The sequence below is a fragment of the Mesorhizobium sp. M0119 genome (genome assembly GCF_040322615.1).
Lineage (GTDB): Bacteria > Pseudomonadota > Alphaproteobacteria > Rhizobiales > Rhizobiaceae > Mesorhizobium.
This window is the reverse complement of record NZ_JAMYTU010000004.1, coordinates 239,702-266,074: the sequence shown is the minus strand read 5'-3', so window position 1 is coordinate 266,074 and position 26,373 is coordinate 239,702. Positions and strand designations below refer to the sequence as shown.

31 protein-coding genes are annotated in these 26,373 nt (G+C 61.2%); 26 read left to right on the top strand and 5 right to left on the bottom strand.

All coding sequences use genetic code 11. The features are described from left to right. Nucleotides 1–40: 40 nt before the first annotated feature. Entirely contained in the window at nucleotides 41–1,066 is a 1,026-nt protein-coding gene (locus tag NKJ40_RS06370) for a methyltransferase (RefSeq protein ID WP_352465351.1), read from the top strand. A 36-nt stretch (nucleotides 1,067–1,102) separates the two neighbouring features. Beyond that, the gene (locus tag NKJ40_RS06365; RefSeq protein ID WP_352465350.1) at nucleotides 1,103–1,354 is read left to right on the top strand and encodes a hypothetical protein; all 252 of its coding nucleotides are present in this window, start codon (nucleotides 1,103–1,105) and stop codon (nucleotides 1,352–1,354) included. 16 nt (nucleotides 1,355–1,370) lie between these two features. Here NKJ40_RS06365 and NKJ40_RS06360 read toward each other — a convergent pair whose 3' ends face one another. After that, the gene (locus NKJ40_RS06360; protein WP_352465349.1) at nucleotides 1,371–1,661 is read right to left on the bottom strand and encodes a hypothetical protein; all 291 of its coding nucleotides are present in this window, start codon (nucleotides 1,659–1,661) and stop codon (nucleotides 1,371–1,373) included. A 131-nt stretch (nucleotides 1,662–1,792) separates the two neighbouring features. On the opposite strand from NKJ40_RS06360, the gene NKJ40_RS06355 reads away from it, so the two are divergent. From NKJ40_RS06355 to NKJ40_RS06305, 11 genes are all read left to right on the top strand, one after another. Then, a complete protein-coding gene (locus NKJ40_RS06355) occupies nucleotides 1,793–2,386 on the top strand; it encodes a hypothetical protein (protein WP_352465348.1) in 594 nt (197 codons plus the stop codon). 489 nt (nucleotides 2,387–2,875) lie between these two features. After that, nucleotides 2,876–4,054 carry an acyltransferase family protein gene (locus NKJ40_RS06350; protein ID WP_352465347.1) on the top strand — a complete coding sequence of 393 codons (1,179 nt, stop codon included), beginning with the start codon at nucleotides 2,876–2,878 and terminating at the stop codon, nucleotides 4,052–4,054. A 182-nt stretch (nucleotides 4,055–4,236) separates the two neighbouring features. After that, a complete protein-coding gene (locus NKJ40_RS06345; RefSeq protein ID WP_352465346.1) occupies nucleotides 4,237–5,979 on the top strand; it encodes a portal protein in 1,743 nt (580 codons plus the stop codon). Further along, nucleotides 5,976–6,296, top strand: a complete 321-nt coding sequence (locus tag NKJ40_RS06340; protein WP_352465345.1) for a Bbp19 family protein — start codon at nucleotides 5,976–5,978, stop codon at nucleotides 6,294–6,296. Before NKJ40_RS06345 ends, NKJ40_RS06340 begins: the two co-directional genes overlap by 4 nt. Before the next feature lie 362 nt (nucleotides 6,297–6,658). Beyond that, entirely contained in the window at nucleotides 6,659–8,743 is a 2,085-nt protein-coding gene (locus tag NKJ40_RS06335) for a hypothetical protein (RefSeq protein WP_352465344.1), read from the top strand. A gap of 62 nt (nucleotides 8,744–8,805) precedes the next feature. Continuing rightward, the gene (locus tag NKJ40_RS06330) at nucleotides 8,806–9,015 is read left to right on the top strand and encodes a hypothetical protein (RefSeq protein WP_352465343.1); all 210 of its coding nucleotides are present in this window, start codon (nucleotides 8,806–8,808) and stop codon (nucleotides 9,013–9,015) included. Then, entirely contained in the window at nucleotides 9,015–9,443 is a 429-nt protein-coding gene (locus NKJ40_RS06325) for a hypothetical protein (protein WP_352465342.1), read from the top strand. The genes NKJ40_RS06330 and NKJ40_RS06325 overlap by 1 nt, the downstream gene beginning before the upstream one ends. 170 nt (nucleotides 9,444–9,613) lie before the next feature. Beyond that, entirely contained in the window at nucleotides 9,614–10,003 is a 390-nt protein-coding gene (locus tag NKJ40_RS06320; protein WP_352465341.1) for an SMI1/KNR4 family protein, read from the top strand. 2 nt (nucleotides 10,004–10,005) lie between these two features. Continuing rightward, nucleotides 10,006–10,212 (top strand): hypothetical protein, encoded by a 207-nt coding sequence (locus tag NKJ40_RS06315; RefSeq protein ID WP_352465340.1) that lies wholly within the window; start codon nucleotides 10,006–10,008, stop codon nucleotides 10,210–10,212. Between the two features lie 165 nt (nucleotides 10,213–10,377). Continuing rightward, nucleotides 10,378–10,668 carry a hypothetical protein gene (locus tag NKJ40_RS06310; RefSeq protein ID WP_352465339.1) on the top strand — a complete coding sequence of 97 codons (291 nt, stop codon included), beginning with the start codon at nucleotides 10,378–10,380 and terminating at the stop codon, nucleotides 10,666–10,668. Nucleotides 10,669–10,676: 8 nt separating this feature from the next. Beyond that, nucleotides 10,677–10,991 (top strand): hypothetical protein, encoded by a 315-nt coding sequence (locus tag NKJ40_RS06305; protein ID WP_352465338.1) that lies wholly within the window; start codon nucleotides 10,677–10,679, stop codon nucleotides 10,989–10,991. A 219-nt stretch (nucleotides 10,992–11,210) separates the two neighbouring features. Here NKJ40_RS06305 and NKJ40_RS06300 read toward each other — a convergent pair whose 3' ends face one another. Continuing rightward, the gene (locus NKJ40_RS06300) at nucleotides 11,211–11,528 is read right to left on the bottom strand and encodes a YMGG-like glycine zipper-containing protein (RefSeq protein WP_292654509.1); all 318 of its coding nucleotides are present in this window, start codon (nucleotides 11,526–11,528) and stop codon (nucleotides 11,211–11,213) included. 251 nt (nucleotides 11,529–11,779) lie between these two features. Here NKJ40_RS06300 and NKJ40_RS06295 point away from each other — a divergent pair, with 251 nt between their 5' ends. Next, on the top strand, nucleotides 11,780–12,352 hold the full coding sequence (locus tag NKJ40_RS06295) for a hypothetical protein (RefSeq protein ID WP_352465337.1): 573 nt from the start codon (nucleotides 11,780–11,782) through the stop codon (nucleotides 12,350–12,352). 11 nt (nucleotides 12,353–12,363) lie between these two features. On the opposite strand, the gene NKJ40_RS06290 is transcribed toward NKJ40_RS06295, so the two are convergent. Then, nucleotides 12,364–12,786 carry a DUF7674 family protein gene (locus NKJ40_RS06290; RefSeq protein ID WP_352465336.1) on the bottom strand — a complete coding sequence of 141 codons (423 nt, stop codon included), beginning with the start codon at nucleotides 12,784–12,786 and terminating at the stop codon, nucleotides 12,364–12,366. Between the two features lie 98 nt (nucleotides 12,787–12,884). Here NKJ40_RS06290 and NKJ40_RS06285 point away from each other — a divergent pair, with 98 nt between their 5' ends. From NKJ40_RS06285 to NKJ40_RS06250, 8 genes are all read left to right on the top strand, one after another. Further along, nucleotides 12,885–13,793, top strand: a complete 909-nt coding sequence (locus NKJ40_RS06285; protein WP_352465335.1) for a hypothetical protein — start codon at nucleotides 12,885–12,887, stop codon at nucleotides 13,791–13,793. Between the two features lie 24 nt (nucleotides 13,794–13,817). After that, complete coding sequence (locus tag NKJ40_RS06280; protein WP_352465334.1) at nucleotides 13,818–14,807, top strand: Coat protein; 990 nt, start codon at nucleotides 13,818–13,820, stop codon at nucleotides 14,805–14,807. Nucleotides 14,808–15,016: 209 nt separating this feature from the next. After that, a complete protein-coding gene (locus NKJ40_RS06275) occupies nucleotides 15,017–15,262 on the top strand; it encodes a hypothetical protein (RefSeq protein WP_352465333.1) in 246 nt (81 codons plus the stop codon). A 302-nt stretch (nucleotides 15,263–15,564) separates the two neighbouring features. After that, nucleotides 15,565–16,167, top strand: a complete 603-nt coding sequence (locus tag NKJ40_RS06270; protein ID WP_352465332.1) for a phage connector family protein — start codon at nucleotides 15,565–15,567, stop codon at nucleotides 16,165–16,167. Then, nucleotides 16,164–17,885: a phage tail protein gene (locus tag NKJ40_RS06265; protein WP_352465331.1), complete on the top strand. Its 1,722-nt coding sequence runs from the start codon at nucleotides 16,164–16,166 to the stop codon at nucleotides 17,883–17,885. The genes NKJ40_RS06270 and NKJ40_RS06265 overlap by 4 nt, the downstream gene beginning before the upstream one ends. A gap of 21 nt (nucleotides 17,886–17,906) precedes the next feature. Next, a complete protein-coding gene (locus tag NKJ40_RS06260; RefSeq protein WP_352465330.1) occupies nucleotides 17,907–18,578 on the top strand; it encodes a phage tail protein in 672 nt (223 codons plus the stop codon). Nucleotides 18,579–18,837: 259 nt separating this feature from the next. After that, nucleotides 18,838–19,497 (top strand): hypothetical protein, encoded by a 660-nt coding sequence (locus NKJ40_RS06255; RefSeq protein WP_352465329.1) that lies wholly within the window; start codon nucleotides 18,838–18,840, stop codon nucleotides 19,495–19,497. Between the two features lie 3 nt (nucleotides 19,498–19,500). Beyond that, the gene (locus NKJ40_RS06250; protein WP_352465328.1) at nucleotides 19,501–19,992 is read left to right on the top strand and encodes a hypothetical protein; all 492 of its coding nucleotides are present in this window, start codon (nucleotides 19,501–19,503) and stop codon (nucleotides 19,990–19,992) included. Here the strand turns inward: NKJ40_RS06250 and NKJ40_RS06245 are convergent. Further along, nucleotides 19,986–20,201 carry a hypothetical protein gene (locus NKJ40_RS06245; RefSeq protein ID WP_352465327.1) on the bottom strand — a complete coding sequence of 72 codons (216 nt, stop codon included), beginning with the start codon at nucleotides 20,199–20,201 and terminating at the stop codon, nucleotides 19,986–19,988. The two genes, NKJ40_RS06250 and NKJ40_RS06245, sit on opposite strands and share 7 nt — an antisense overlap. 56 nt (nucleotides 20,202–20,257) lie before the next feature. On the opposite strand from NKJ40_RS06245, the gene NKJ40_RS06240 reads away from it, so the two are divergent. The 4 genes from NKJ40_RS06240 to NKJ40_RS06225 all read left to right on the top strand — a co-directional run bounded on the left by NKJ40_RS06240 (nucleotide 20,258) and on the right by NKJ40_RS06225 (nucleotide 24,261). Then, the gene (locus NKJ40_RS06240; RefSeq protein WP_352465326.1) at nucleotides 20,258–22,516 is read left to right on the top strand and encodes a hypothetical protein; all 2,259 of its coding nucleotides are present in this window, start codon (nucleotides 20,258–20,260) and stop codon (nucleotides 22,514–22,516) included. 3 nt (nucleotides 22,517–22,519) lie between these two features. Further along, complete coding sequence (locus NKJ40_RS06235; protein WP_352465325.1) at nucleotides 22,520–22,954, top strand: hypothetical protein; 435 nt, start codon at nucleotides 22,520–22,522, stop codon at nucleotides 22,952–22,954. A 44-nt stretch (nucleotides 22,955–22,998) separates the two neighbouring features. Beyond that, entirely contained in the window at nucleotides 22,999–23,619 is a 621-nt protein-coding gene (locus NKJ40_RS06230; RefSeq protein ID WP_352465324.1) for a DUF1851 domain-containing protein, read from the top strand. A 291-nt stretch (nucleotides 23,620–23,910) separates the two neighbouring features. Next, entirely contained in the window at nucleotides 23,911–24,261 is a 351-nt protein-coding gene (locus NKJ40_RS06225) for a hypothetical protein (RefSeq protein WP_352465323.1), read from the top strand. Nucleotides 24,262–24,282: 21 nt separating this feature from the next. Here the strand turns inward: NKJ40_RS06225 and NKJ40_RS06220 are convergent, their stop codons facing one another. Next, the gene (locus NKJ40_RS06220; RefSeq protein ID WP_352465322.1) at nucleotides 24,283–26,229 is read right to left on the bottom strand and encodes an acyltransferase family protein; all 1,947 of its coding nucleotides are present in this window, start codon (nucleotides 26,227–26,229) and stop codon (nucleotides 24,283–24,285) included. Between the last annotated feature and the right edge of the window lie 144 nt (nucleotides 26,230–26,373).

The following is a 26,373-nucleotide window of genomic DNA, read 5'->3' as shown; positions in this document are numbered from 1 at the left end:
CGTGGCCTCACCGGGGCATTCGCCGATAGGGGAGGATCAGATGCAAAACGGAATTTCTCCAGACCACATACTGCAAATTGGCTTTGGGTTCTGGCCAGCCAAGACATTGTTGAGCGCCGTGGAACTGGGACTCTTCTCGCTGCTTGCGGACGGCCCCAAAACGGGCCTCGAACTGCAAGGCGCGATGAGGCTGCATCCGCGCGCAACGTATGATTTTCTCGACACCCTCGTCGCGCTCGGATTGCTGCAGAGGGACGGCGCCGGTGAAACCGGCAAATACGGCAATACGCCATCGACCGCGCTGTTCCTGGTCAAGCGGAGCCCCCAATACATCGGTGGAATCCTTGAGATGGCGAACGCACGACTGTATCGGTTCTGGGGCGATCTCACACCGGCATTGCAAACCGGAAAGCCTCAAAACGAGATCAAGGAGACAGGCAAGTCGATGTTCGGCGAGCTCTATGCGGACCCGGCGCGCCTGGAGCAGTTCATGGACGCGATGAGCGGCATCTCCATGGGCAATTTCACAGCGTTTGCCGAGAAATTCGACTTTTCCAACTATAAGACGCTGGCCGATATAGGCGGCGCAACCGGGCAGCTTTCGGCCATCGTCGCGGCGCGGCATCCGCACATGCAATGCCGGACGTGCGATCTCGCCGATGTGCAGCCGATCGCCGAACGGCGCTTGAGGGAGCGCAATCTCGGCGGCCGGGTCATCGCCGAGACGATCGACTTCTTCGCGGACGAATTCCCCAAGGCGGACATCATCACGATGGGAATGATCCTTCACGACTGGAATCTCGAGAACAAGAAAATGCTGATCGCCAAGGCCTATCGTGCATTGCCGACCGGCGGCGCGCTGGTCGCCATCGAGAACATCATCGACGATGAACGCAGGCAAAACGGCTTCGGTCTCATGATGTCGCTGAACATGCTGATCGAATTTGGCGAGGCGTTTGACTTCACCGGCGCCCAGTTCACCGAGTGGTGCAAAGAGGCAGGGTTTAGTCGCTGCGAGATTATTCCATTGGCGGGACCTGCAAGCGCAGCAGTGGCTTACAAATAGAGGCTTGGCACCCGCGCGCAGTTCGCCGGCGGCTCGGTGGCGGTCGGGCCGATGCTTGGCCGCATGCAATCAGGCCGCTTCAAGATGGTTTCGACGCTTTTGCCCTGGTTCGAGGAGTTCCGTCTCTATCATCGCAGGGACGGCCAAGTGGTGAAGCTGCGCCACGATCTGATGGCCGCGACCCGCTACGGCGTGATGATGCTGAGGGAGGCGCAGGTCGACCCGGCGATGTTCAAGGCGGCCAGGCGGAAGGCCGGGCAGGCCGATCCGCTGGGGGCGTTTCGGTGAGGAAGCGCCGAAAAGCTTAGCCGGGCTCCTTAGCCCATTCGCCGCCGCTGCCATGATAGGTCTCTGCGGAGAGCAAGAAAACCTGTGCGCAGGTCGTGCAGCGAAAGCGGTAACGAAGCAGATCGTCCCATGGTCCATCCGGGTTGAGATCCGAAAGCGGGATGACACTCGACATAGGACCACCCGGTACTTGCTGCAGAATACCGTCGCGTATGGCCTCTTTGGCCATCGTGATCGCCGCCGCGAGACGACCGGTGCTAAAGATCGTACGGGTCTCCTCGATCGGCGCGCAGTTACTACAAGTCATGCGCTTGTTCCCATAGGTACATCCACAAGTCACAGGCCAAGGAAATCCAGACGGCAAAGAGAGTCAATCTAGCTTGGCGCCTCGTTTCCCTAGGGCTCTCCGCTTCGCAGCGTGCCGGAAAGTGACCCAACATGATCCTCCGCATCATTCCCGCCACTTTGCGCGACCTCTCCTACATCGCTGCCAACCTCCGGCTCGAGGACCGGGCCGAGATCGATTGCCAGTTCGACCACTGGTCGCCGGCGCTGCTGGCGCTGACGGCGCTGCAGGGCTTTGCTTATGTCGCCGAGCTCGACGGCAATCCGGAGGCCGGCTTCGGCGCTGCCGAACAGCGGAGCGGACTTTGGATCGCCTGGAGCTGGGGCACGCGCCGCATGAGGCGCTGCGTGCCTGGGATTACGGAATTCTTTCATGCCGTGCTCGGGCCTGAAGTTGCGGCGCGCGGCGCCTGGCGTGTCGAGGCCCGCGCCTTGGCGGCCAATCAACTGGCGCTGCGCTGGCTTGCCCGGCTGGGCGCTACGCAACGCTGCCGCCTGCCGGGCTATGGCCGGAACGGCGAGGATTTTCTGCTCTACGACTGGACAAGAGCCTCTCACTTTGGAGAAAACCATGTGCCTTTTTCAAAAGCCGCCGGCGCTGAAGCCGTTGCCACCGACACCGACCATTGCCGACAAGGACGTGCAGGCGCGCGAAGCCGCCTTGCGGGCCCAGCTTGCGGCCAATGACGGCAGCGCAGGAACGGTGAAGACCGATCTGTCGCCCAGTGAGCTGACCGGCCAGCGCCGCGTGCTGCTGGGGGTGTGACATGGGCGCCATGAGAAGAGTGTTCCGCAACCGGGTGCTGGCGTGGTGGTACTGGCGGCGGCATGCGCGGTTGGTGAAGAAGCGATAGACGGGAGCTTGCCTGCAGGGATCACATAAGCCGCGATCCTTCGCGCCCCCCTCTGTCCTGCCGGACATCTCCCCCTCAAGTGGGGAGATTGGCTGTCATCACGTCTTCGCCAATTTTCGAGGGTGCAGAAAAGGCGCTGTCCTCCAAGCCGCTAATCTCCCCACTTGAGGGGGAGACCTCCGGCAGGACAGAGGGGGGTGTTCAAGCGCATGCCTCTACAATTGCCCTCAGGTGTTCCGCGTTTTCCGTTACAACCAAGCGCAATTCGTGTTCCCTCCGCACGGTTGACATTCCTCCTTCAGCCGCCATGCTGCATTGCAACATGGCTATCGAAAAGTTCGGCATGACGGAAGCATCGCGCATCGAGTGCCTGGACGGGCTTCGGGCGCTCGCCGCGATCTGGGTGCTCATCGGGCACTGCCTGCTGTTGACCGGCTGGCAGATTCCTATTCTTGGCGAACCGGACCTCGGCGTCGATCTCTTCATCATGCTGTCCGGCTTCCTGATGGTGTTCCACTACCAGCTGCGCCAGGACAAGGAGCCCTGGCAAAGGCCGGAAACCTGGCTGAAATTCTGGACCCGCCGCTATTTCAGGATAGCGCCGCTGTTCTACGTCATGCTGTTCGCTGCCCTGGCGCTCGGCCCCTATCTCTACGGGTCGCGAATGATCATCGACGAGTTCCTGCTGCGGTCGCCGCAGGCGCCCGAGCGTTATCTCGACAGCGGCTTGAAAAACATCGGCGCCCATCTGCTGTTCCTGTTCGGCCTGGTGCCGAATTTCGCCTATCGCACGCCGCTGCCCGACTGGAGCCTCGGGCTGGAGATGCAGTTCTACGCACTGTTTCCGGCCATCATGCTGCTGGTGCGCAGGCTTGACTGGCTATGGGCGGCCATCCTGACCGCGGCGATCGGCAGCGCGATGGTGTTCTTGATGGGGCAGTTGTCGGTGCATTTTCCGATGCCGTCGTTCCTGCCGTTGAAGATGCAGATTTTCCTGTGCGGGATGCTGCTGGCGGGCGTCGTCCATCAAAGGCAGAAGCGGCCCTTCGTGCATCTGGCACTGGCCATGCTGCTGGCGGCGCTGCCCTTCGGCGGCGGCTATGGGCTGGGTAAGCTGTTGATGCGCGAAGTGCTCGTCCTGGGGTTCTTTGCCCTGGTTCTCTACCGCATGCTGCCGGGAATGGCGGGTATCGTGGCCAGAAAGATCGCCATGACGCTGGCCAACAGGTTCTTTCATTTGGTGGGTGAGCTTTCCTTCAGCATCTATTTGATCCATCTGCTGGTTCTCCAGCCGGTGGCGGCTCTGGTCATCACCCAGTTCGGCCACGAGCTGTCGGCGCCGCTGCGCTTCGCGATCGTTGTTGTCGTCGTCTTGCCGGTGGTGTGCCTGCTGTCCTGGATCACCTATACGCTGATCGAAGTACCCGGCCAGAAGATGGGACGCTTCGTGGTGCAGCGCTTTGGGCGCAAAGCCGCGCTGGAGACGACGCCGGCGGAATAAGGCGCTTCCAATCTCCCCCCTTGAGGGGGAGATGTCGCCGAAGGCGACAGAGGGGGTCGCCGATCCACGCGAGACGACCCCCCTCTGTCCTGCCGGACGTCTCCCCCACGAGGGGGGAGATCGGCGGTTTCGGCGCGCCCGCCATTTCTTTTTCCCATTGAGTTCATCAAGCGAGGCTGACCATGAGCGATTCCCGTGCTCGCGATATTCTGTCGCGACAGGCTGAACTGGAGAGCGAGCGCAGCCAGTATGAGCATGTCTGGGAGGCGGTGTCCGAATTCTGCGATCCCGACGCGCCCGATATGTGGAGTGGCCGCCGCCAGGCCGGCGTCGATTCGCAGGCTGAGCGGCAGGAGCGGCGCGGTGCGCGCGTCTACGCCAACACCATCAACTCGGCCGCCAACCGGCTGGCCGCGGGGCTGGAAAGCCTGATCATTCCGCAGTCGGAGAAATGGCATGGGCTGTCGACTGCAGCCATCAACGACGAGGAGACCGACGAGGAAAAGGAATGGGCGGAAGCGCTGCGCGACTTCCTGTTCTCGCTGCGCTATTCCGCCAATTCCAATTTCGTGCCGGCAACGCAGGCCTGCCTGCGCAATGTCGTGCGCTACGGCCCGGCCTATCTCTATGCCGAGGAAGGTTTTGGCGGCACGCTGATCCGCTATGCCTCGATCCCGGTGGTCGAGGGCTATCTCTCGCGCAACCGCTGGGGCCAGGTCGACATTTTCCACCGCCGTTACGAGCGCACCGCAAGGCAGGCGGCGCAATTGCTCGGCTACGACAGACTGCCGGCGCGGATCAAGATTCTGGTCGACGACCCCGCCAAATGCGAGACAAAAATCTCGCTGATCCAGTGCATCCAGCCGCGCGACGAGCGCAAGATGTACAGTCTGAGCGGCGCCTACCAGTATCTCGACACGGCGTTCGCGTCCTATCATGTGATCGAGGACGAGGAGGCGATCGTCAGGGAAAGCGGTTTTCGCTCGTTCCCGGTATCGTGCTTCAACTGGCGCCGCTACGAGGGCGATCCCTACGGCATCTCGCCGACCATCGAGGCGCTGACGACGGTGCGCGAGGAGAACGCGGTGCGGCGCTCCGGCCTGCGCGCGCTGCAGCAGATCACCGATCCGGCGACCGCCTCCAAGGCCAGGCTCGATTATGTGCCGGTGCTCAATCCCGGCGAGAACTATCCCGGCCTCATCGACGATGCCGGCCGGCCGCTGATCGCGCCGATCGCCACCGGCCAGAACCCGACCTATGCCTTCAATTATGCCGACAGCCGGGCCGAGGAGATCCGCGACATGATGTTCGTCAACCTGTTCCAGACGCTGGTGCAGAACCCGCAGATGACGGCGACCGAGGCCTTGATCCGGCAGGAGGAGAAGGGCGCGCTGCTCGGGCCGTCCGGCTCGATCATCCAGGCCGGCTTTGCCTCTAATCTCGACCGCGAGCTGGGCATTCTCGAAGACAAGGGACTTTACGAGGAAGACAGCCGCTTCCTGCCGCCGGCGAGCCTTGCCGGCAAGGCGCTGCGGCCGACCTTCACCGGGCCGCTCGACGTGCTGCGCCGTTCGGCGGAAGCCCGCGACACCATCCAGGTGGTCACCACGGCCATGCAGATGGCGCAATTCGATCCCGGCATCATGGACAATATCGACGGCGACGAGGCGCTGAAGATCGTGCAGGGCGCCGGCCGCAGCCCGCAGCGCATCTTTCGCCGCCAGGACGAGGTGGCCGGCATCCGCGATGCCAGAGCCAAGGCTCAAACCGCACAAGCAGGCATGGCGTCGATCGTTGCTGCCGGCAAGCTGGCCAAGGATGCCGTGCCGGCGGCAGTGCAGGCGCGCGATAGCGGCCTGCTCGATGGGCTCGGCGGGCTGATGCCGCAGGGTGTGCAAGATGCTTCGGGTGGGCAGGGCGCATGAGTGGCAAACGCTTCGCCCATTCCAGCCAGGCCGGCGGCCCGGCCAAGGCGCGGGATGCCCTGGCCAAGGCCTATCTCAGGGTGTTTTCAGGCCAGGACGGCGAGATGGTGCTGGCCGACTTGACCGCCGCGACCGGCTACTACCGCCGTCCGTCCTATGGCGAGTGGCTGGCCAAGACCAAGACGCCGAGCGGCTTCGAGCTGCACAGCGCGCTGAGCAATGCCCGCGCCGAAGTGGTGCAGCACATTATGGGGTTTTTGACGCTGGACGAAGCGCAACTGGCGGCGCTGGAGAAGTCGGCGAGGCTGGAAGGGTAGGGACTGTAGGAGCTCCGGCCTTGCTACGGTCATGGCCTGCTCCGACCGATCGTTCACGGGAATCCGCGAGCCCGGCCAACTCATAAGGGAATGACAATATTTTGCCGAGGCCATTTAGCCGACGGCGCAGACCGCCAGCATCTTCAGTGCCGGCGACACTCTCATTGGCGACCCCTCCAAAATTCATGACCCGACGAAGGCGGCGGCACGGGGCCGGCGCGCGGCAGCGCCGCGCCACGATCCCCGGCGCGCTCATGGCAGGACACAAATAGATGGCGACCATACCTCTCCAGCTTGCCCAGCGCCGGCTCGATACCGGCAATGTGCTCTCCTATCCCGAAGGGTCGCCGGTCGGCAGGGCGATGCAGGGTTTTGGCGACGAGCTCTCTGCCGTCGCCGAACGCTACCAGCAGCGGAGGCAGCAGGAGGAGGCGTTCGACGCCGACCTCGCGCGCCGTCGGTTCAACGGCCAGATCGGGCAGGCGGAAGACGAGGTGGTGGCGAATGCACCCGCCGACGGCAGCGGCCTGCACGACACGATGTATGGCCAGGTCGATCCGCGTACTGGCCGGATGATCAAGACCGGCCTTTTCGACACGCTGTTCGCCGATGCCGTGCCGAAAATGCCCGAAAGCCAACGCGCCAATTTCGCCAGGCAGAAGGAGGCATTGCGCGAGGCCGGCTCACTACGGATGGCGGCGAGGCAGCTTCAGCGGCGCGACGAATATGAGCAGGCCGAGTGGACCAAGGTCGACAACATCTCCACCAGTGCCATCGCGCAAAGCAACCCGAAGGACACCGGGAACTTCGAGGCGATCCGGCAGAACGGTTTTGACCTGATTGCCAAGATCGGCAACCCGCTTGCCCGGCAAGCGGCCGAAGTCGCCTGGCGCGGCAACACGGCCAAGGCACTGGTTCAAGCGATAATCGCCCAGGACCCGAAACGTGCTGCCGAGATGCTGGGTGCGGCGCAGGCTGAGAACCAAACCAAGGACGACACCGCCGAAGCCGTTGGTGGTTCCAGCGCCTTTGGTGCGCCCAATGCGGCGGCGGCGAAGGGTGACCGCGTCGGCAAGCAGACGCCTGATGAAATACTGGCGCAAGCGTTCAGGGACGACCTTCCGCAAGAAGAACAGGCAGCGCTTTCCCGACAGGCGGAGGCGGCGAGAACCGCTCAGCAGATCGAGCTTCGTACCAACATCGGCATGGCCGAACAGAACGCGCCGGACGCCATCGCAAGGACTGGCGCTTATTCCGGCAAGATACCCGGCCGGGACGCCTTCAGGATCGCCTATGGGCTCGACGAGGGCGACAAACGCTTCCGGGATTTCGACTGGCGAGCCGATGTCGGCAGGCAGGTTTTCGGCATGCGCACCATGCCGAACCAAGCGATCCATGCGGCGCTACGCGATGCCGATTCCGGGCCGAGCGGTTCGCAGGAAGACCAGACGCGCCGTCAGGCGACCGGTACTGCGGTAGGGCTGGTCATGAACCACAGGCGAATCGATGCCGGAGGCTACGTCAGCGAAGTATTTCCCAATGTCGATGCTGCCTGGAAAGCCGTGATCGGCGGCGGGCTTGAGGATCCAAACGGCTATGACAAGGACGCCTATGACAAAGCGATAGCCATGTCTGTCGCCGCACAGGAACAATTGGGTGTCGAGAACATCCAGCCCGTGCCGCAGGTCATTCTCCGTGATCTCTCCGATAATTATGACAGCCGCATTGCGTACCAGCAGGACAAAAATGCGAAGCTAGGCGGATTGCTTGCGGGAACGTCTGGCCCTGTCGCTGAGGCGGCCGTGGCCCGGCAACTGGCCGATGCCGGTCTGGGCTGGATCATTCCGGTCGCTGGTTACAAGGCCCCTTCGACGCTCTCGGTGTTCGCATCAGATGCGAAAGCCCTTGGCAAGGTGGCTGTTAATGCAGGGATAGGCGCAGCCGAACTCGCGGCCAAACTGGCTACTCTGGCCGCCGACGGCAATACCCAGGCAACACTCAGCCCGCCCGATTTCACGGGTGCTTACTACGAGCCGTTGAACCGCGATGAAAATCTGATGATGCATCAGGGAAATGATGCATTGAACTGGCTTGGGTTTGGTCGAGCTGCTGTTGCCGAGAAAGGGATAACGCGCGCAGTTGAATCGGTCGGTGGCATCGCGGCGGAGCGCGCCAAAGGCCTCATCGCCAACAAGCGGCCCGGCAAGCTAGCTGAGGAAGGCGAGGCACTCGGCGGCGGCGTGGACGCCGAAACTCTCCGGCACCAGAAAGGGCTAGCTAGCTCCGCTTTTACACCAGTGCCAAAATCCCAACGCTCATTTGACAATGCAATGCTGGGCGCAATGCTGGCCAGGGATCCGGCACGAGTTAAATATGCCGGAGCAACAGTAGGGTGGGAGCCTTCAAAAATTATCGCGCAACATTCTTCCGTCGAAATCCAAATTTAAATCCCAGCGACCACGTGGTTCACCATGGATTCGAGCGGCAGATCCTAGACCGATATCGAGGTTTGTTTGCTGAAGAAGAATTAAACTCGATCGAGAATTTGCGGGGGATAAACAAAAAAGTCGATGTAAATTTACACAAGAAAGTTATTAGGGGCGAATGGGACGATTTCTTCAGGAGTCATCCAGTGGCCTCGCGCCGAGAAGTTCTTGATAAAGTGACTGATATTGATAAAAAATATGGCCATCTTTTTGATCCCCCATTAGGTGAGTGATGGATTATTTTTACATAAAGCCCGATGTCGCTGGTGGAATAGGCCGCGGCACCATCATGGACACAAGCGTTCATCCCCCTGTTGTGAGCAAACTCATCTACCAGATGGAAGGATGGTTCGGCGATGTTATCGTAACGACCTTCCCGTGCTTTCTCGTCGTGGCTGAAGTCAAGCAAGCCTTGCAGAATATCGGCTTCTCGGGTGCGAACTTTGCTCACGCCGAAATCACGAAGTCGGAAGATTTTCTGGAACTGCAACCCGACGTAGAACTCCCGCAGTTCGTGTGGTTGAAAGTGAATGGAAAGGCAGGTCATGATGATTTCGGCATCGCCGGTGATCTGCGTCTGGTCATATCGAAGCGTGTGCTGGATCTACTCGACCGCTTTGGTATCCCGTCCGCGACGGTTGAGCCCTACGACGGTCGGTAGGCGCTATTGTCGCCTTAGTTCGCGCGCTGCAGTGGATGTGCATGAAATCAATCCAGGTTTGGCGGCAGCCCGATCGACTTCTCCAACAAAATCGTTCTACCTCGCGATGTTCATCGGCAACAGGTTACGCCGTGGTGGAATCAGTTGCTGAATGACCTGGGAGGATAGCAATGGGACACATTTTAACCGAGGGACAGTTCTACGCACCGGCTGAACCCGCAGTCGTCGATGGCCTGTCCGCACAGTTGGGAGTCGCGCTGCCCAAGGATTACATCGACTTCCTCAAAGAGCACAATGGAGGCGAAGGTTTCATCGGCGATAACTATATTATTTTTTTCAAGGCCGAAGAATTGGCTGACTTCAATCGAGAATATGAGGTTGAAAAGTATGCGCCAGGCATCCTCTTATTCGCATCTAACGGAGGAGGTGAAGGCTATGGCTTCGACACTGAAAATGCGGCCATGCCAATCGTGCGCATCCCATTCATAGGTATGGATCGGCAAGCCGCTGAGACGATAGCGCGTGACCTCAGCGATCTATTTGCTCGGTTGGCGGACTGAAAATGAGTGACCAACATAGATATTTGCGCCCCAAGGGCATGGAGCTGTTTGAGATTACACCGATTATCGTTGGCGGCGATCCAATCAGTTTGGAGAACAAGACCTGGCTGACCAGACAAGAGCATTTTGAAGCGGTGCGCTACTGGAATCGAGCTATCGCGATTCTGCGTAAGGCGGCGCTGGAGAAGGCGGCACGGGCGGAGGGGTAGGGTGCGGGAGCACTGACCTTGCGGAGGCCATGAGCCGCTTGGGCCGATCATGGTGCAAGTCCACCAACCACCCGGAGTAATGCAACTCGTCCCTAGATCCCAACATGACCCTGGGACTATCTTCCAGAAGACCCTGCACCCGAATAGCCGAGGAGGATTTTCTTTATGGGGAAAATAATCAAATTATTAGACATCGTTGGAAGGCTCTCAGATTTTGACGAGGATGACACGATTTATGTGGCGGAGCCTTGGACGGAAGGTTCAGATGCAATGGTTGCGACTGAGCCGGAAGATGCATTGGTGCCTGCCAAGGCAGCCAAAGCGGGCCTGACATATTTCATCGAAATATTCATCGCGATCGAGTTTACCGAGGCTTGGGTGGCGTCGCTGCAAGAGAAGCCCAGCCTGTCAGCCATCTGCCAACGGCTCATCGAATACGCTACCAATGATGCGTGAGAGGTAATATGTCGACTGACCCACGTTATGATGGACAGCCGCTGCTTAGGCTACTGGAGCTTTATGTGCTCTGGGCCATCGGAGAACTTTCTCAGGAGTCGGAGGATGGCTTGAAAAAGATGGGCCCCAAACTGCAATCTATCTATGGCGGCGATGGACAATGGCATGACGCAATAGCCCAGGCCATGCACATGCCTGAGGGAATGCCTGCAGCAATCCGGGATATGTGGGCAAGGAACCTCAAAATCGCCCGCGACAATGATGTAACTCTCACACCGCAGAAATTTGCGGAGATGTTCGTGGACGAAAATTTCGTGGGTTGAACGTTCTTCTGATTGGAATTGCGAATTGACGGATGATGCCCGTAATTCTGCCTCGCCGTACACCCTGCTTGGCTTGACAGATCGTCCCTTAAGGGCGTCGCGTATCGACGCCCTTAAGTCTTTGTTTCATCCATGTCGTTGTCCTAGAGCCGCTGCAAACTTTGGGCGACATGCACTAGCCGCTGAAGCTGGCTCCACCGCGCCAACCGCGTTCTACGCTCAATAATCGCCGTTGTAATACCGGTCGTCGCAGGGGGCGGTGTAGATGCGGCCGCTGGTGCGATCCTGATAGCGGCAAAGCTGTTCGCTGCGCGGCTGCGGCGTGGTGGCGTTGCCGACGACGGCGCCCAGCAAGGCGCCGGCTCCGGCACCGATGACCGTGCTCTTGGTGTTGCCGCCGATCGCCTGGCCGGCAAGCGCGCCGGCGCCGGCGCCGAGGAGCGCACCGGTGCTGGTTCTCTGCTGAGCTTCGGTCTGCGCGCAGCCTGCCAGCGCGGCGGTTACGAACATGGCGGCAATGGCTCTGGACATGGTCATCGTCTGATACTCCCTTGAAGTTTATGAACTAATACGCAGGCTGATTTTGCCAAGTACGGTCGCATTTGCGGCGGAACATAGGCACCGTGCCTCACGAAATAAGACATGGTTGTTTTTGTCTGACGGCCGGAGACGACGGCTCGGCCAGACGATGCCCAGACGAGACAAATCTTTGACGGCCCCATGTGCCCGATCTGCTCTTTCCACGCAGTGGCCAACTCTTCCTCAAATCCCAAAAATGGAGAAACCAAATGACCCGAGGTCTTGCCCGGACGCTTTCGCGTGCCGCCGCCAGAGAAGCCGGCCTTGCCCCGCCCAAGGCGGGGCTTACCGCCAGGACGACCGGACAGGGCGGCGCCTACCGCACCGTCTTCTCCTTCAATGCCATGCCGGTGCCGGTCACCGATGCGTTGGCCTATGCCAGCCAGAAGCTGTTCGATTTCATCGATGGCAAGATCCGTATCAAGGGCGGTACGGCCCGGCTGCAGTTCGCGGTGCTGACTACCCGCGCGTCGACCATCAACGACAATGCCGCGCTGACCTGGTCGCTCGGCTCGGCGGCAGCGTCGACCCCAGCGCTCGCCTTGACGATGGTCAATGTGCTGGCCGCGACCGGCCGCACGCTGGATGGCGCCGGTGCCGCGCTGTCGAGCGCGTCGATTGCCGATGTTGCCGCAGCCTTGACGCTCGACGGAACCGTGACGCCGGTCGACCTCTATCTCAACCTGGCGTTTGCCACCGGCACGGATATCGATGCCGACGGCACGATTGCCGTTACGGGCACGATCACGCTGCTCTGGGAGAACTGGGGCGACAATGCCTGAGGCCGGCCGGCTTAGACCAGTGGCGTTCCGTCGGACCAGAATGCGTAGAGTTTCGCCCACCAGATAGCCGACTGAGGCCGCAGCCATGGCTTGAAATGGTCGGGGTGTGTGCTGCGATGCAGGCTCGGGTTCTGCAGATCTTCGAGCAGCCCGACGATCGCGGCTTCCCGCACGTGGCGATTGCCTTCGACGATCCAGCGCTCGACGACATCGAAAATGTCGCTGAAGCGATCTGTCTTTCCAGCTTCGAGATGGTGAATCAGGTGGAGAGCCAGCTCCGACAAGGCAAGATACAGCGGCTCTTCCGCCTCATCGCGCCATTCATCGTGGAACCTGTCCCATTGCCCACGGAACGACGGATCGGCCGCCATGAGCGGCTCGAACATGTTCGAGCCGTCGAAGGTGAAATCTGCGGCCTCGTTCTCTCCGGTCATGCTGCCTCTTTTCGCGCGGCAGCTCCGGACTGGCAAGCTTTAAGCCCGGCTGAACCAGCCGGCACCTTGCATTGAAACCCAAGTAAAGGAATCTTCTCATGACAGATCTGGCAGACGCCGGGTCCGTGGTGGCGGCGCCACCGGCGGGCAACCTTGCACGGCCACCGGCCAACGGGGACAACGGGTCCGCCCCGCCTACGGCCAAAAGTTGGTTTGACGGTCTTTCCGAAGGCAACCGCAAGCTTGCTGAAACCAAGGGCTGGACCAAGCCTGAAAGCCTCGATCGGGTTTTCGCCTCCTATGCGGAGTTGGAGCGGCAGCAGGGTGAGAGCCTGCGCGTTCCGGCAGCCGATGCAGCCGCGGAAGACTGGGACAGGTTCCATGCCCGGCTGCCCGAGGCGATGCGTCCGCTGACCTCGCCCGAGAAGGTCGAATACAGGCGCCCCGACGGGCTCCCCGAAAACTTCGCCTATTCGGACGAGCTCGCCAATGCGTCCAAGGCCTGGGCGGTCGAGGCAGGCGCTACTCCGAAAGTCGCGCAGGCCTATCACGACCGCTTCGTCGGCTACATGGCCGAGCAGGCTAAGGCACAGCAAATCGCCGTTGCCCGCTCGGTCGAGACGACGCACGACGACCTCGTCAGGGATTGGGGACCAACCGGGAGCGATGGCTTTCGCCAGAAGCTCGAGGTCGCCAACCGGGCGATGAAGAAGCTCGGCCTGGTCAATGCCTACAAGGCGAAGGGCATCCTTCTGCCGGACGGTGCCTTGACCGACCCGCAGATCGCCAAGGCGTTCCACGCCATCGGCGAAGCGATGTTCCGCGAAGACACGATCGACGGCGGCGCAGCCTTGAGCGGAGGCAACCCCTTCAAGCGCAATGCCGCCGGCGAGCGCAACCTGACTGGCATCTCGGCCCTGGTCAAAAGCGACCCCGCCCGCGCCCGGCGGCTGGCACGCGAGGCCGGCGAAAACCCCGACCTGTGGATGCCCAACAACCCTCTTTGACCCCAAACCTGAAGGAAGACAAAAATGGCAGACGCCTATACCCGTATCGCGGACGCGATCGTTCCGTCCGTCTATGCGCAATACTCGTTCGAGGAGCACGTCCAGTCGCTGGAGATTTACCAGGCCGGGATCCTGTTTTCCGACCCGTCGATCGCCTCGAAGCTCAGCCTGGGCGGGCGTTCCGTCGACATGCCCGGCTGGAAGGACCTCGGCAACGATCCGTCCGAGCCGGTCAATGACGACCCGGCCGACTCGATCGAGATGAAGAAGATCGGCGCGCGCCGCGAAGTCGCGGCCCGCAATGTGCGTGCGCAGGCCTGGGGCATCCCGGACCTGACCTCGATCCTTGCCGGCGACGATCCGCAGAAGCTCATCGTGCGTCGCCAGACCGACTACTGGCAGCGCGCCAACAAGCTGACGCTGCTCGGCATCCTGAAAGGCGTGCTGGCCGACAACATCGCCAATGACGGCGGCGACCTGGTGCGTGTCACCGGCGCCTCCATCGTCGACACCGACATCATCGAGGCCGCCTATCTGATGGGCGACCGCGCTGACAAGTTCAAGACGATCTGGATGCATTCGAAACAGATGAAGGCGCTGAAACTCGCCGACCTCATCGACTATGTGCCGTCGTCCGAGCAGGGCGGGCCGCTGATCCCCTATTACATGGGGCTCAGGGCCGTCGTCGATGACGACATTCCGGTCGCCGGCGGCGTCTACACCGCCTTCATGTTCAAAGACAAGGCGATCCTGTGGAACGAGCTGCCGGTCAACACCGAAGGCGGCCCGCTCGAGTTCGACCGCAAGCCGCGGCAGGGCCATGGCGGCGGCGTCACCGAAATGGTCGGCCGCCGGCATTTCGTGCCGCATGTGCCGGGCACCCGCTTTCTCGACGCGTCTTCGGCCGGCGAATTCGCCACCGATGCGGAATTGGCGCTGGCGGCCAACTGGGACCGCACGGCGTCGAGCGTCAAGCACATGACGTTCATCGCGCTGAAGACCACCGAGGCCTGATCGGGCGAAGGGGCGGGCGTCAGACGTCCCGCTCCTTCGGGACGCCAGGTCGGCCACTGCGGCGAATCCCAAGTTCACCTGCTGCGCTGCGCCAGAGTGATGTGAATTTTGCGGTTCGCTACAACATTCATGTTGCCCTTTGGCCAATCGACGGCACCAAACAGTTACAAGAAAGGACGATGCTGCCTGTCTCGGCAAGGGAGGTAACTATGAACATGAAGTACAAGACAGTTCAGGAAGTGCTCCGAAAAGCGGGCATTGTCATGAGCAAGAAGGGGGAAGTTCATCGGATAAACTTCTTCAGCGGTCTGGAGGACACCGCCTACTACACACCAAGTCTTCAGGATGCCCTGGACAAGGGCTTGGCCATGGCGGGAGGTGCCGGAAGGGTGAAAGCAAGCGTCTTTGCCAAGTCAGCCGAAACAGGGATCTCGACCAGCGCACGCATCGGCTGACCCAATTCACTCATGACATCTCACTCAAGACATCGCCGCGTTGCGCGGCGGTGTCGTGAAACTGCAATAGCCCAAACATTGCCGTCTTCCTTGCTCGAATGGGAAAAAGACGGCTGACGAAGCGTCTGCCACGCCATTTCCTGACGGGCGGTTGGCGTCGTGACGGCCCCATGCACGAGACGTGCAACGTTCCGCCCAAGCCAAAATCACAAGAAATCCCCAGCCGCCTTGAAGCGGCTTTTTGCCGTGGAGGCACCATGCCCCGTTTTCCCCGACCAACCACACAGAGAGAGGCCTGAGCCATGGCCATCACCCCGCTCGACATCGCCAACATGGCGCTCGCCGTGCTCGACGAGGCGCCGATCGACAGCCTCGACCAGGACGCCAAGGCGGCGCGCCTGCTCAATCTGCATTTCGACCTGACCCGCGAGGCCGAATTGACCAAGCACGCCTTTGTCTTCGCCATCCTGGCGGCCTCGGTCGCCGGCTTCGACACCGGCAGCGGCGCTGGCACGCTGAACTTCGCCTATGAGCTTCCCGCCGATTGCCTGCGGCCGTTGCCGCTGACAGGGAATGGCGAGCCGGACGGCGTTCCGCTCTCATGGCGGCAGGAGGCCGGGCTGATCTATTCGGATCAGGCCGGGCCGCGTGTCATCCGCTATGTCGCCAATCTGACCGACCCCAACGACTGGGACGCGCTGTTCAGCGAAGTGCTGGTTGCGGCGCTCGCCATCAAGATCGCCCATCCCTTGACCCACAAGGCCAGCATGATCGACGTCGCTCGCAGCGCTTATGACAGGGCGCTGGATGCCGCCTATTCGGCCAATGCCATCCAGCGCGGCGGCAGATTTTCCACGACGTCCTGGGCTTTCCAGCGCGGCGACAGCCGGGGCGTCGGCCGATGACGACGCTCTATCCGGTCCAGGACGCTTTCATCCGCGGCGAGATTTCTCCCCGCTTGCATGCTCGCGCCTCGCTCGAGCTTTACCGGGCGGCGCTGTCCAAATGCACGAACTTCGTCACGCTGCCGCATGGCGGCATCAGGAAGCGCGGCGGCACCTATTTTTGCGCGGAGGTGAAGGCTCCGTCAAAGGCAACACGGTTGATCCCGTTCATCTTCTCGGCCGACCAGGCCTATGCGCTCGAATTCGGCAATCTCTACATCCGCGTCTATGCCTATGGCGCGCGGGTCGGCACGGTCGAAGTCGTTTCGCCTTATCTCGAGGCCGATCTGTTCGACCTGCAATTCGTCCAGTCGGCAGACCAGATGTGGATCACCCACAAGGATCATCCGGTCAAAGTGCTGACGCGCACCGCGCACACGACTTGGACGCTCGCCGATTTCGTCTTTCTCGACGGCCCATACGACAAAATCAACACCACCGCCACGACGTTGACGCCGGCCGCAACCGGCAACGCCATGCCGGTCATGGCCTCGAATACGCTGCCAAGCGGCACGGTCAGCAACAGCAACGGCTCATCCGACGTATGGCAGGTGTTCGATGGGGACAAGCAGAAGGGGGAGAACATAGCGGGCTTTCCGAGCGGGTATCTGCGCTACCAGTTCGGCGGCGGCGGGGCCAAGACAGTCGATGCCTACTGGATTACCGCGACGAATGATCACTCAGACACTGCATCGCCGACCCAGTGGCAATTCCAGGCCTCGCACAACGGCACCGACTGGACGACGCTCGACAGCCGGGACGGAGAGACCGGCTGGTCCAAGTCGGAAACCCGCTTCTTTGACGGCTTCAGCAATACGGTTGCCTATGAATATTATCAGCTGCTGTTTTCAGGTGGCGGCAGCGATGGAACCGCTATCGCCGAACTGGCCCTGCACGAATACGCGCCGTCGCAAACGCCGTTCGATCTCTCGGCCTCCTCGATCGTCGGCATCAATGACGGCATCGGCTTCCAGACCAGCGATGTCGGCCGCGCCATTCGTCTGCTTGGCGCGGATGGCTTCTGGCGCTGGGCCAAGGTCACTGCCCGGACCAGCACGACGGTGGTTACGGTCCAGTTGTATGGGCAGGCTCTGCCCGATCTCAGCCCGATCATCCGCTGGCGTCTCGGCACCTTCGTGCCCGGCAAGTATGTCCAGAGCGGTTCGCTTTACGAGGAGCGCCTGGCGTTCAGCCGAAAATTCTCGGTCTATGCCTCGCAAACCGGCGATTTCGACAACTTCGCCACCGGTGAGAAAGACACCGACGCGCTGGAATTCGTGCAGGCAGGTGGGGGTCAGGCCAACGACATTACGTGGGTGGCGGAATCGGACGGTGCGTTGATCATCGGTACGCTTGGCGGGGTGAGGGCGCTGTCGGGCTCCGGCATCGACGAGGCGCTGACGCCATCCTCGTTCAAGAACCGTCGGTCGCGTACTTTCGGCTGTGCCCCGCTGCGTCCCGTCGATGCGGGGCAGTCGTTCCTCTATGTCACCCGCTCCCGCAAATCGATCGCCGAGCTGACGCAAAACGCCACCGGCCGCTTCACCTCCGACGATGTCGGTCAAATATCGGAGCACATTCCGAAGAAAGGCGTCGTCGAACTCGCCTTCCAGACCGACCCCGATCCGCTGCTGTGGTTCCCGCTCGGGAATGGCGAGCTCGGCGGCTACACGCACTAGCCGTCGCAAGACGTTCGCGGCATGCATATCCACCAGAGCGCCGTGGTGATGCCCGGCCAGGACGGCAACGACGATCTCTGGCTGATCGTCAAGCGCACCATCGGCGGCGTGACCAGGCGCTATATCGAAATAAAGACCGCGCCGTTCGAGTATGGCGGGATCGGCGATGCATTCGAAATCGACTGCGGCCTGACCTATGATGGCGTCGCTGTGGGCACGGTCTCAGGGCTTGATCATCTCAACGGCGAAACAGTCGACGTCCTGGCCGATGGCAAGGTCTACAAGGGCCTTGCTGTGGCCGCTGGCGCGGTTTCGCTGCCCGGTGGGGCTACGGCAGCCAAATGGCAGGTCGGGCTCGGCTACCAGTCCGAAGCCAACACGCTGGAGCTCGACGTCGGCGGCCGCGACGGCTCGATCGTCGGCCGGCGCAAGAAGGTCGCCAAGCTCATTCTTTCGCTGCTGGAAGCCGACACAACCGGGCTTCAGGTCCAGTCGTTCATCCGCGGCCGCTGGGAGCAGGTTCGCATCCCGTCCGTGGTTGCGCCCGACGGCATGGTCAAATTGTTCACCGGCAATGTCGAGGTGCCGATCGACGATAGCTGGGAAGGGCAGGGGCGGGTGAAGATCCGCCACGTCAATCCAACGCCCTGCACGATCAGGGCGATGACACCGGTGTTGGACGCCGAGCCTTAGAAACGTCTCGTTGCAAGTTGGCGAGACCCTTGATGACGGCCGATCTCCCCCACGTGGGGGAGATGTCCGGCAGGACAGAGAGGGGCGCTGTCCCGCCGACCAATCGTAATTACGTCCTTACGCCATCCTGGCCTGACCGCAGTTAGCTAAAGCCGCGATCCTTCGCGCCCCTCTCTGCCCTGCCGGGCATCTCCCCCACGAGGGGGGAGATCGGCAGCTGCGCGAACCCACTCATCCTTCCAACCAAGGGAATCCATCAGTGACTCAAATCCCCCATGCCGAGCAACTCGGCAAGGCGCGGACGGCTGCCGATTTTGTAGCCGTCATCGCCTTGCTCGACACCGCCCTCAACGATGCGATCGCCCGCAAGCAGGAGCTGCAACAGGCCGAGGATCGCGCGATCTTCGGCGACGGCGACCTGGCGGCGGCGCGTGCCGCATTAGACGACTGCAACGATGCAATTGCGCTCGTCGAGAGGACCATCGAGACGGCCGACAAGCGCCGCATCGCCTCCGCCCGAAGCGAAGCCCGCATCGACATTGAAGCGCTTGGCGCCGAGATCCGAACAAAGGCGGCCTCCCTCGGTGAGCGCTGGAAGAGCGTTCACGAACTGATCGAGCAACTGCGCCAGGAGCTGTTCGCGGCCGATGCCTTGAGCCGCGCCGTCATCGCCGCCAACGGCCTTTTCGATGCCGACGGCGCCGTCGGCCTGAAGGTCAACCTGACCACCATCCGGCGCACCGCCATGGCCGGCCTGCGAGCCGCCGCGCCATCGCGTCTCAGCCGCCCGGCAATCCAGGCCGACCGGCTGCTTTTGTCCTTCCTCAGCCCCGGCGGCGTGCTCGACCGGCGCCCTGCGATCGGCGCGCCGGTCGACGGCATCAAAAGCAAATTCATTCCCGCCGGCGAACGAGGCTGACCCATGTGCACACTAGCTCTTATCGGCACGGCGCTTTCCGTCGGCGGCGCGCTGGCGGAAGGCCAGCAGCCGAAGCAAATGGCCGAGTACCAGGCCAAGGCCTATGAACAGCAGGCGCGGGCCGACGCCCAAAGCTCGGCCTTCGAGCAGGGTCAGGAGCGCCACAAGCAGGACCTTCTGCAGGCGCAGGCGCGCGCCCAGGCCGGCGCTTCGGGCGTCGCCATTTCTGGCTCGCCGACCGAGGTGCTGGCGGCCAATGCCAGGCAGGGCCAGCTCGACCTCAAGACGATCCAGTACGGCTCGCAGCTGCGCCAGAACGGTCTCGCCACGCAGGCGGCGATCGCGCGCTTTTCCGGCAGGCAGGCGGTGGGCGCCTCGATCTTCAAGGCCGGCAGCAGTTTCGTATCGGGGATCTCCGGCCTCTACGACCCGGCCAAGGCAGTGACGTTCGGCAGAAGCGCCTTCCCGCCGGTGCCGGGCGGAGGCCTCTACTGATGGCCACCATCCCGCTCCAGCTTGCCCAGCGCCGGCTCGATACCGGCAATGTGGCCTCCTATCCCAACGGCTCGCCGGTGGGCGCCGCCATGCAAGGCTTTGGCGACGAGCTCTCGGCGATTGCCGAGCGCTTCCGGCAGCAGAAGCAGCAGCAGGATGCGTTCGACGCCGACATTATCGGCCGCGAGCTGAACGCACGCATCGCCCACGCCGAGACCGTGGCGGTGCAGACCGCGCCGGTCGACGGCAGCGGCTGCATGACTTCATGTATGGCCAGCTCGATCCGCGCAGCGACGGCGTCGTCAAGCCCGGCCTGTTCGACCAGATGTTCGACGACACCGCGGCCAAAGTGCCGGAGAGCGAACGCGCCAATTTCCTGGCGCAAAAGCAGGCATTGCGGCTCGCCGGCTCGGCGCGCATGGCCGCCCAGCAGCACGCGCGGCGCCAGACCTATGAACAGGCCGAGTGGAGCAAGGTCGAGCAAATCTACACCGGCTCGATCGCGCAAAGCGATCCGGACGACACAGGAACATTCGAGGCGATCAGGCAGAGCGGGCTCGACCTGATCGGCAAGATGGGCAACCCGCTTGCCAGGCAAGCGGCCGAGGCCGCCTGGCGCAGCAACACGGCAAAGGCGCTCGTCCAGGCGATGATCGCCCAAGACCCGAAGCGTGCTGCGGAGGTGCTGGGTGGGGGGTCGGCTGCGACTGACGGCAGGACCAAGGACGATACCATCGAAGCTGTGGGTGGGCCTCCAGCGGATGGAACTGCCGCACCGGCTTCGCTCCGTGATCGGGTAGGCAAGCTTACGCCGGACCAAAGGTTAGCGCTGGCCTTTGAGGACGACATTGCCCCCGAAGAGCGGCCAGGGTTGGTCCAGCAGGCCCGAGCCGCCGACGCGATGCGGCAAGTCGAAAAACGCACAAACATTATCCTGGCCGAGCAGAATGCGCCGGCCGACATCAGGGACAATGGAACCTATTCCGGCCCGATCCCAACGCCGGAACAGTTCGTCGCTCTCTATGGCTTTACTGAAGGCGCCAGGCGCTTCGAGGCGTTCAACAGGACCGTTGAGATTAATCGTCAATTCCACGGCATGCGCGACCTGTCGAATAACGCCGTGCTGGCCATGGTCAAGGACGCCGACCCCACCGCAGATAGTTCAACGCCGGAAGAGGACAAGGCGCGGCACGACGCTATCGCCACCGCCGCGGACCTGACGTTCAAGGCCAGGCAGGCCGATCCAGGCGGCTATGTCCGCGAGGCATTCGCGAACCTTGATGCGGCCTGGAGCAACCTGTTGAACCCGGAAGACTATCAGGCGGCGATCATTGGCTCCATCGCCGCCCAGCAACAGTTGGGTTTTGAGACCGCCCAGCCGCTACCCAACTCCGTCGCTGAGGACATTGTCGGCAAACTCAAGGCCCAGCCCCAAGACCAGACCGCAGAGCTGCGCAATGTGTTCGCCGCACTACCGAATCAAGTCGCGCGCGAAGCGGTACTGAGCCACCTGCTTCAGACCAGCGCGTCCCAAACAGACAACAGCGTCGCGGACAGGTCGGTCCGGGCAGCTGTAGTCGACCCGATGATGCTGCTCGATTTGGCCAACACTGTCGAGCCAGGACGATCGGTATCAAACGCGGAACTCACCAACTACTTACCGACGAATCAAGAGTGGCTCGGGAGATTGATAGCCGGCGACAGTGAGCGGGGGAGCCTGTGGCGTCTTCTCGCGCAAAAACTCGTGGGCTCCGATGGGCTTGGCGAAGACAGCATCTCGGTGGCCGACTTCACGCCGTTGGGGACGTCATTTGCACTGGAGAAGGCTGGAAATGCAGCGCTGGAGGGCAACTACGACGAAATACTGCTCAATGCCGTGGGCGCAATTCCTGGCAATAGGTTCGCGGCGGTGGCCCTGGAACGCGCTGCCGCGAAGATTGCCAAGCCATGGGTAGAGAAACTCCCAATATTTTCGAGGCTGCCAACTGCCCTAGCCGAAGGCGGCGAGGCGCTTGTTCATGGTGTAGATGCCGAAACGCTTAGACATCAGCAAGCGCTTGCGCGCTCGGTCTCGCCACCAAGCCCACGCCGGAAGACGCGAGCCGGTGAAATGTCCGATAGTGCCTTTGATACCGCGTTACTAGGTGCGATGCTTGCTAGGGATACGTCCAAAGTTAAACATGCCGGGGCGAAGGTTGGGTGGTCTCCATTCAAGGACTATCGAAAAACCTTTTTCGACGCGAATCCTAGTCTCAACAAAAGCGACTACATAGTGCATCATGGCGTCGAGCAGGGAGTTTTTAAAAGGTATCCCGGGCTTTTTACAGAGCAAGAGCTGCATTCAATCGAGAATCTTCGCGGAATCCGGAAAGAGTTCGACATAAATTTGCACCAGAAGGTCATTCGGAACGAGTGGGAATATTTCTATAAGAACAACCCTCACGCTACCCGCCAGAAGGTCCTTGACTATGTTACTGAAATCGACAAGAAATATTGGACATTTGTTCGATCCACCAATAGGTGACTGATGAGATACTATGACATTCTGCCCGATGTGGCCGGTGGATTGGGTGACGGCACTATCATGGATACCAGTGTCCACCCTCCTATCGTGAGCAAGCTTGTGTACCAGATGGAGGGATGGATCGGTGATGTTCTTATAACAAGCTTTCCATGTTTTCTCGTGACGGAAGAGGCCGCGCACGCATTATCAAAAATCGGCTTCACCGGAGCGGCATTCGCCCCTGTTGAAGTCATAACGTCCGAAGATTTCCGCGAACAGCAGCCCGACGTAAAGCTTCCATCTTTCGTGTGGCTGAAGGTGAGCGGGAAAGCGGGTCACGATGACTTCGGCATCGCCAAGAACCTTAACCTCGTCTTATCGGAGCGAGTCTTCGATGTGCTTGATGAACGAGGTCTCCCTTCCGCTACCATCAAGCCGTTCGACGTTCGGCAAGAGTAGGTTAGGCACCGTCAGATTGATCGGCTGGTAGATTGGAGATCGCAATGTTCGAGATATTTCGCCAAAACTTCCCGGTGGATAGTAGGATGCCGGCGGACACCGGCAATTTCCCCCTGGATACGAAAGTGCCTGGATTAGCCGAGTTGCTGACCAGCTTCGGCGGCGCTTCGTTCAAACACGGTTTGTACAGGATAATCCGGGCGCAGGACGTGGCACGTTGGAACGCACGTGTCTGCCTGGGTTTTCCGGAATTCACCGGCCGGATCACCTGCTTTGGTTATGATTGGCTGGGGACGGCGCTTGCAGTCGATAGCCAAAGGCTGGAACAAGGGGAACCTGGTGTCGTGATGTTCGAGCCGGGCACGGGGCAGGCGCTCCAGGTGCCGGCCAACATCCGCACCTTCCATGAGGTCGATGTCATAGAGGATGAAGACGCGGCGTTGGCCGCCAACCTTTACGCGGATTGGCGCGAGGCCGGTGGCGCCGAGCCGGCTTACAACCAATGCATCGGCTACAAGATACCATTGTTTCTCAATGGCAAGGACGAAAACAAAAACCAGGAGATGTCGGACCTGGAAGTCTATTGGCACATAATGGGCCAACTTATTGCGAAGGTGAAAGACCTGCCACCCGGAACACCTGTCAATATCCGAGACCTTCTCTAAAACTGGGTTTCCGCTGATCTGCCACGGGGACTCCCGTTCGAAGCATGGCTAGAGGCGGTATTTGCCTCTGGTCTGAAGGGGTGCAACGGTCGCGGTCTGTGATGCGCTATCCGTTTTGTGGCCGGACGGTCCGGGTAGAGCGTGCCGCAACCGATCCGGCGGTCTGATTGTGGTCACGATGCTGGCTTATGGCGTCGATAACCGCAGAGCGGTGCCAGTCCTGGTGCTTTCTGAATTGCCTCCTCACATGAAGGGTTGACTATCTTGTTGCGCACAGACTCTTTTTCGACCATGGCAAGGATCGTTTTTCTGCTCACCTTGGTCGTTGTTCTCCTGCTCGCGCTTTCGCCGGTGCGCTTCCTGCAGGAGTTGGACATGGGCTTCACCTTCCAGCATGACAAGCTCAACCACGCCGCGGCGTTCGCTGTGCTGGCGGCGCTGGGAAGCCTCGGCTGGCCGGAACACAAGACGAGGCTGGTCGTGCTCCTCGCCATTACCGGCGCGGCGATCGAGCTGCTTCAAGGCGCGCAGCTGATTGCACGCGATATGGATATCCTCGACTGGGTCGCCGACTGCGCCGGCATGGCCGGCGGACTGGCGGCCATGGGCGGCACAAGAAGGCTCATTGGCGGATTGCTCTAGGTCTCGACCGCGTTGTGAAGCTCAGCGCTGCGCGGCCAGCGCTTCCGTGAAATTGGGGCGGAAGCGGTAAAGTTCCGCTTCGGCGATATGGTTGCTGTCTGCAAACATCGACCGTCCGTCGAGAATGTAGTTGCATCGGCTCGCATCGCATAGAATCCTGTCCGGACGGGTGAAGCCTATATCGCGCCGTGCTTCGAAATGCCGGATGATCGCCCCGTATTGCCGTTCGAACTCCTCGACCGGAAGATAGGTCGGTTTGTCCATCGGCCGGCCGAAGGCGAGGGCGCGACTCACCTCCGAGGGAACGTCCCAGCCGGGATCGGCTATCGGGCCAATCAGAACGACGTTCTTGCCGGATCTCCGCAGATGGTCAATTAGCTCATCGAGCCCGACGGCCAGTTCGCGGTCACTACGGTTGTCGACAACCTTGCCATCAGCATCTACCAGTCCGTCACCCGCATGTGGCCAAGTCAGTCCCAGGATGACGGTCCGAACGTTTGAAAGCTTGTCGATTTCACGAAGGTTGCCGGCGGCAACTTCGATGCATTGGCGAGAGATGTTGACGGTGACGGTCGGAAGACAGCCGTTCGCGGGAATCAAAAGGCCGGTCAACCCTTTGGCAACCAGGATGGACTCCCAAGCAGGCGCATACATTTGTGCATGCGAGTTTCCCAGCAGAACGACGTTTGCATCCGATGGGTTGCGCGATGGAAGGTTGAGAGTGCAGGCGCGCGACAGGCCCACGCTTAGGTAATTCGAGACGGGGCAACGATAATTGGTTCCGACAGCCGCATTGATGATTGCGACCTCACCGCTCATCCGGCCGGGCAGTCCATTCGACCATATCAGCACCGATGCAAGCACGGCGAGGATTGCGGCGCCGGCGGCAGCGGCTGAGTACACGGACCGTGCCGGGATGGTCTTGCTGCGAAAGGGGCGCTCGACATAGCGCCACGACAATGTCGCGCAAATGACCATGCCGACGGCAGCGACCGTCATCTCAGTGAAATTGAGATCGCGGATGAGGTAATATTGCGAGAAGACGATGAACGGCCAGTGCCAAAGATAGAGCGAATACGAAATCAGCCCGACGAACACCAGCGGCCGCATCGCAAGAAGCCGGTTGATCGGCGACTGCTTGTCCTGGCCGGCAAAAATCAAGAGCATTGCGCCAATCACCGCAGGCAGTGCAACAGGGACCGATCCAAACAACCGAGCCGGGCTGCCAATGCCAACGAGCATTGCGACTGCGCCGGCCGCTCCGAGAACGCCAGCGATCCACCCATGCGGCGCCCGCTCCCGCGGCAGAAGAGCAACCAGGGCGCCGGCTCCGAGTTCCCAGGCCCGTGTGGGCAACAAGAAAAACGCCGGCGACGCGCCACCAATCCTGAGAGCCAGGCAATTGACCGCCAGTGAGCCGAGAGTGAGCAGCGCGATTGCTGGCAAAGTCGCGCGCGGCCAGTAGCGGGCGAATGCCGCGATCAAAAGGGGAAAGATAATGTAGAACTGCTCCTCGACACCCAGCGACCAGACGTGCAGCAGCGGTTTGGCCTCGGCAGCTCTCGAAAAATAATCCGTATCGCGCCAAAAATAGATGTTTGCCACAAAACCAAGCGAGGCGAGCACGCTCTTGCCGTACCCGATCAGGTCTGCGGGCAGCAGCAGGGCGATTGCCGCCAAGGTGGTGAAGAACAGCAGCAGCAAAAGGGCCGGCATGATCCTGCGGACGCGACGTTCATAGAAGCGCATGATCGAGAACTGCCCTTTGAGCGCCTCACGCCACAAGATCAGTGTGATCAGATATCCCGAGAGGACGAAAAAGATGTCGACGCCCAGATATCCTCCGGGCAGCCATGACCTTGAAAGGTGAAATGCTATCACCGAGATGACGGCGATCGCGCGCAGCCCGTCGACGTCCGCCCGATAGCCGATGAGGTGCGAATCCGCGCTTCCGATACTGGTGTGCATATTGAAGGTTCAGGTCCCCGAGGCTGGTCCCCGTCTATAGAAGAATCAGAGCCAGGGTGCCAGTCTCAGGCGCCGCGATAAATCGCTCGCTTCTGCCTCGCTCGCGGCGCGGTCGACAAGGGCTGCCTGCGGTCAACATCGGCA

Excerpts from the sequence above, each read along its gene's own strand:
- NKJ40_RS06285 (WP_352465335.1), top strand. The coding sequence starts at position 12,885 with ATGACAGATCTGGCAGACGCCGGGTCCGTGGTGGCGGCGCCACCGGCG.
- NKJ40_RS06370 (WP_352465351.1), top strand. The coding sequence starts at position 41 with ATGCAAAACGGAATTTCTCCAGACCACATACTGCAAATTGGCTTTGGG.
- NKJ40_RS06310 (WP_352465339.1), top strand. The coding sequence starts at position 10,378 with ATGGGGAAAATAATCAAATTATTAGACATCGTTGGAAGGCTCTCAGAT.
- NKJ40_RS06270 (WP_352465332.1), top strand. The coding sequence starts at position 15,565 with ATGGCCATCACCCCGCTCGACATCGCCAACATGGCGCTCGCCGTGCTC.
- NKJ40_RS06225 (WP_352465323.1), top strand. The coding sequence starts at position 23,911 with ATGGCAAGGATCGTTTTTCTGCTCACCTTGGTCGTTGTTCTCCTGCTC.
- NKJ40_RS06350 (WP_352465347.1), top strand. The coding sequence starts at position 2,876 with ATGGCTATCGAAAAGTTCGGCATGACGGAAGCATCGCGCATCGAGTGC.
- NKJ40_RS06240 (WP_352465326.1), top strand. The coding sequence starts at position 20,258 with ATGTATGGCCAGCTCGATCCGCGCAGCGACGGCGTCGTCAAGCCCGGC.
- NKJ40_RS06275 (WP_352465333.1), top strand. The coding sequence starts at position 15,017 with ATGAACATGAAGTACAAGACAGTTCAGGAAGTGCTCCGAAAAGCGGGC.
- NKJ40_RS06265 (WP_352465331.1), top strand. The coding sequence starts at position 16,164 with ATGACGACGCTCTATCCGGTCCAGGACGCTTTCATCCGCGGCGAGATT.
- NKJ40_RS06315 (WP_352465340.1), top strand. The coding sequence starts at position 10,006 with ATGAGTGACCAACATAGATATTTGCGCCCCAAGGGCATGGAGCTGTTT.
- NKJ40_RS06220 (WP_352465322.1), bottom strand. The coding sequence starts at position 26,229 with ATGCACACCAGTATCGGAAGCGCGGATTCGCACCTCATCGGCTATCGG.
- NKJ40_RS06325 (WP_352465342.1), top strand. The coding sequence starts at position 9,015 with ATGGATTATTTTTACATAAAGCCCGATGTCGCTGGTGGAATAGGCCGC.
- NKJ40_RS06290 (WP_352465336.1), bottom strand. The coding sequence starts at position 12,786 with ATGACCGGAGAGAACGAGGCCGCAGATTTCACCTTCGACGGCTCGAAC.
- NKJ40_RS06345 (WP_352465346.1), top strand. The coding sequence starts at position 4,237 with ATGAGCGATTCCCGTGCTCGCGATATTCTGTCGCGACAGGCTGAACTG.
- NKJ40_RS06335 (WP_352465344.1), top strand. The coding sequence starts at position 6,659 with ATGCAGGGTTTTGGCGACGAGCTCTCTGCCGTCGCCGAACGCTACCAG.
- NKJ40_RS06235 (WP_352465325.1), top strand. The coding sequence starts at position 22,520 with ATGAGATACTATGACATTCTGCCCGATGTGGCCGGTGGATTGGGTGAC.
- NKJ40_RS06355 (WP_352465348.1), top strand. The coding sequence starts at position 1,793 with ATGATCCTCCGCATCATTCCCGCCACTTTGCGCGACCTCTCCTACATC.
- NKJ40_RS06250 (WP_352465328.1), top strand. The coding sequence starts at position 19,501 with ATGTGCACACTAGCTCTTATCGGCACGGCGCTTTCCGTCGGCGGCGCG.
- NKJ40_RS06295 (WP_352465337.1), top strand. The coding sequence starts at position 11,780 with ATGACCCGAGGTCTTGCCCGGACGCTTTCGCGTGCCGCCGCCAGAGAA.
- NKJ40_RS06360 (WP_352465349.1), bottom strand. The coding sequence starts at position 1,661 with ATGACTTGTAGTAACTGCGCGCCGATCGAGGAGACCCGTACGATCTTT.
- NKJ40_RS06340 (WP_352465345.1), top strand. The coding sequence starts at position 5,976 with ATGAGTGGCAAACGCTTCGCCCATTCCAGCCAGGCCGGCGGCCCGGCC.
- NKJ40_RS06300 (WP_292654509.1), bottom strand. The coding sequence starts at position 11,528 with ATGACCATGTCCAGAGCCATTGCCGCCATGTTCGTAACCGCCGCGCTG.
- NKJ40_RS06230 (WP_352465324.1), top strand. The coding sequence starts at position 22,999 with ATGTTCGAGATATTTCGCCAAAACTTCCCGGTGGATAGTAGGATGCCG.
- NKJ40_RS06260 (WP_352465330.1), top strand. The coding sequence starts at position 17,907 with ATGCATATCCACCAGAGCGCCGTGGTGATGCCCGGCCAGGACGGCAAC.
- NKJ40_RS06320 (WP_352465341.1), top strand. The coding sequence starts at position 9,614 with ATGGGACACATTTTAACCGAGGGACAGTTCTACGCACCGGCTGAACCC.
- NKJ40_RS06305 (WP_352465338.1), top strand. The coding sequence starts at position 10,677 with ATGTCGACTGACCCACGTTATGATGGACAGCCGCTGCTTAGGCTACTG.
- NKJ40_RS06280 (WP_352465334.1), top strand. The coding sequence starts at position 13,818 with ATGGCAGACGCCTATACCCGTATCGCGGACGCGATCGTTCCGTCCGTC.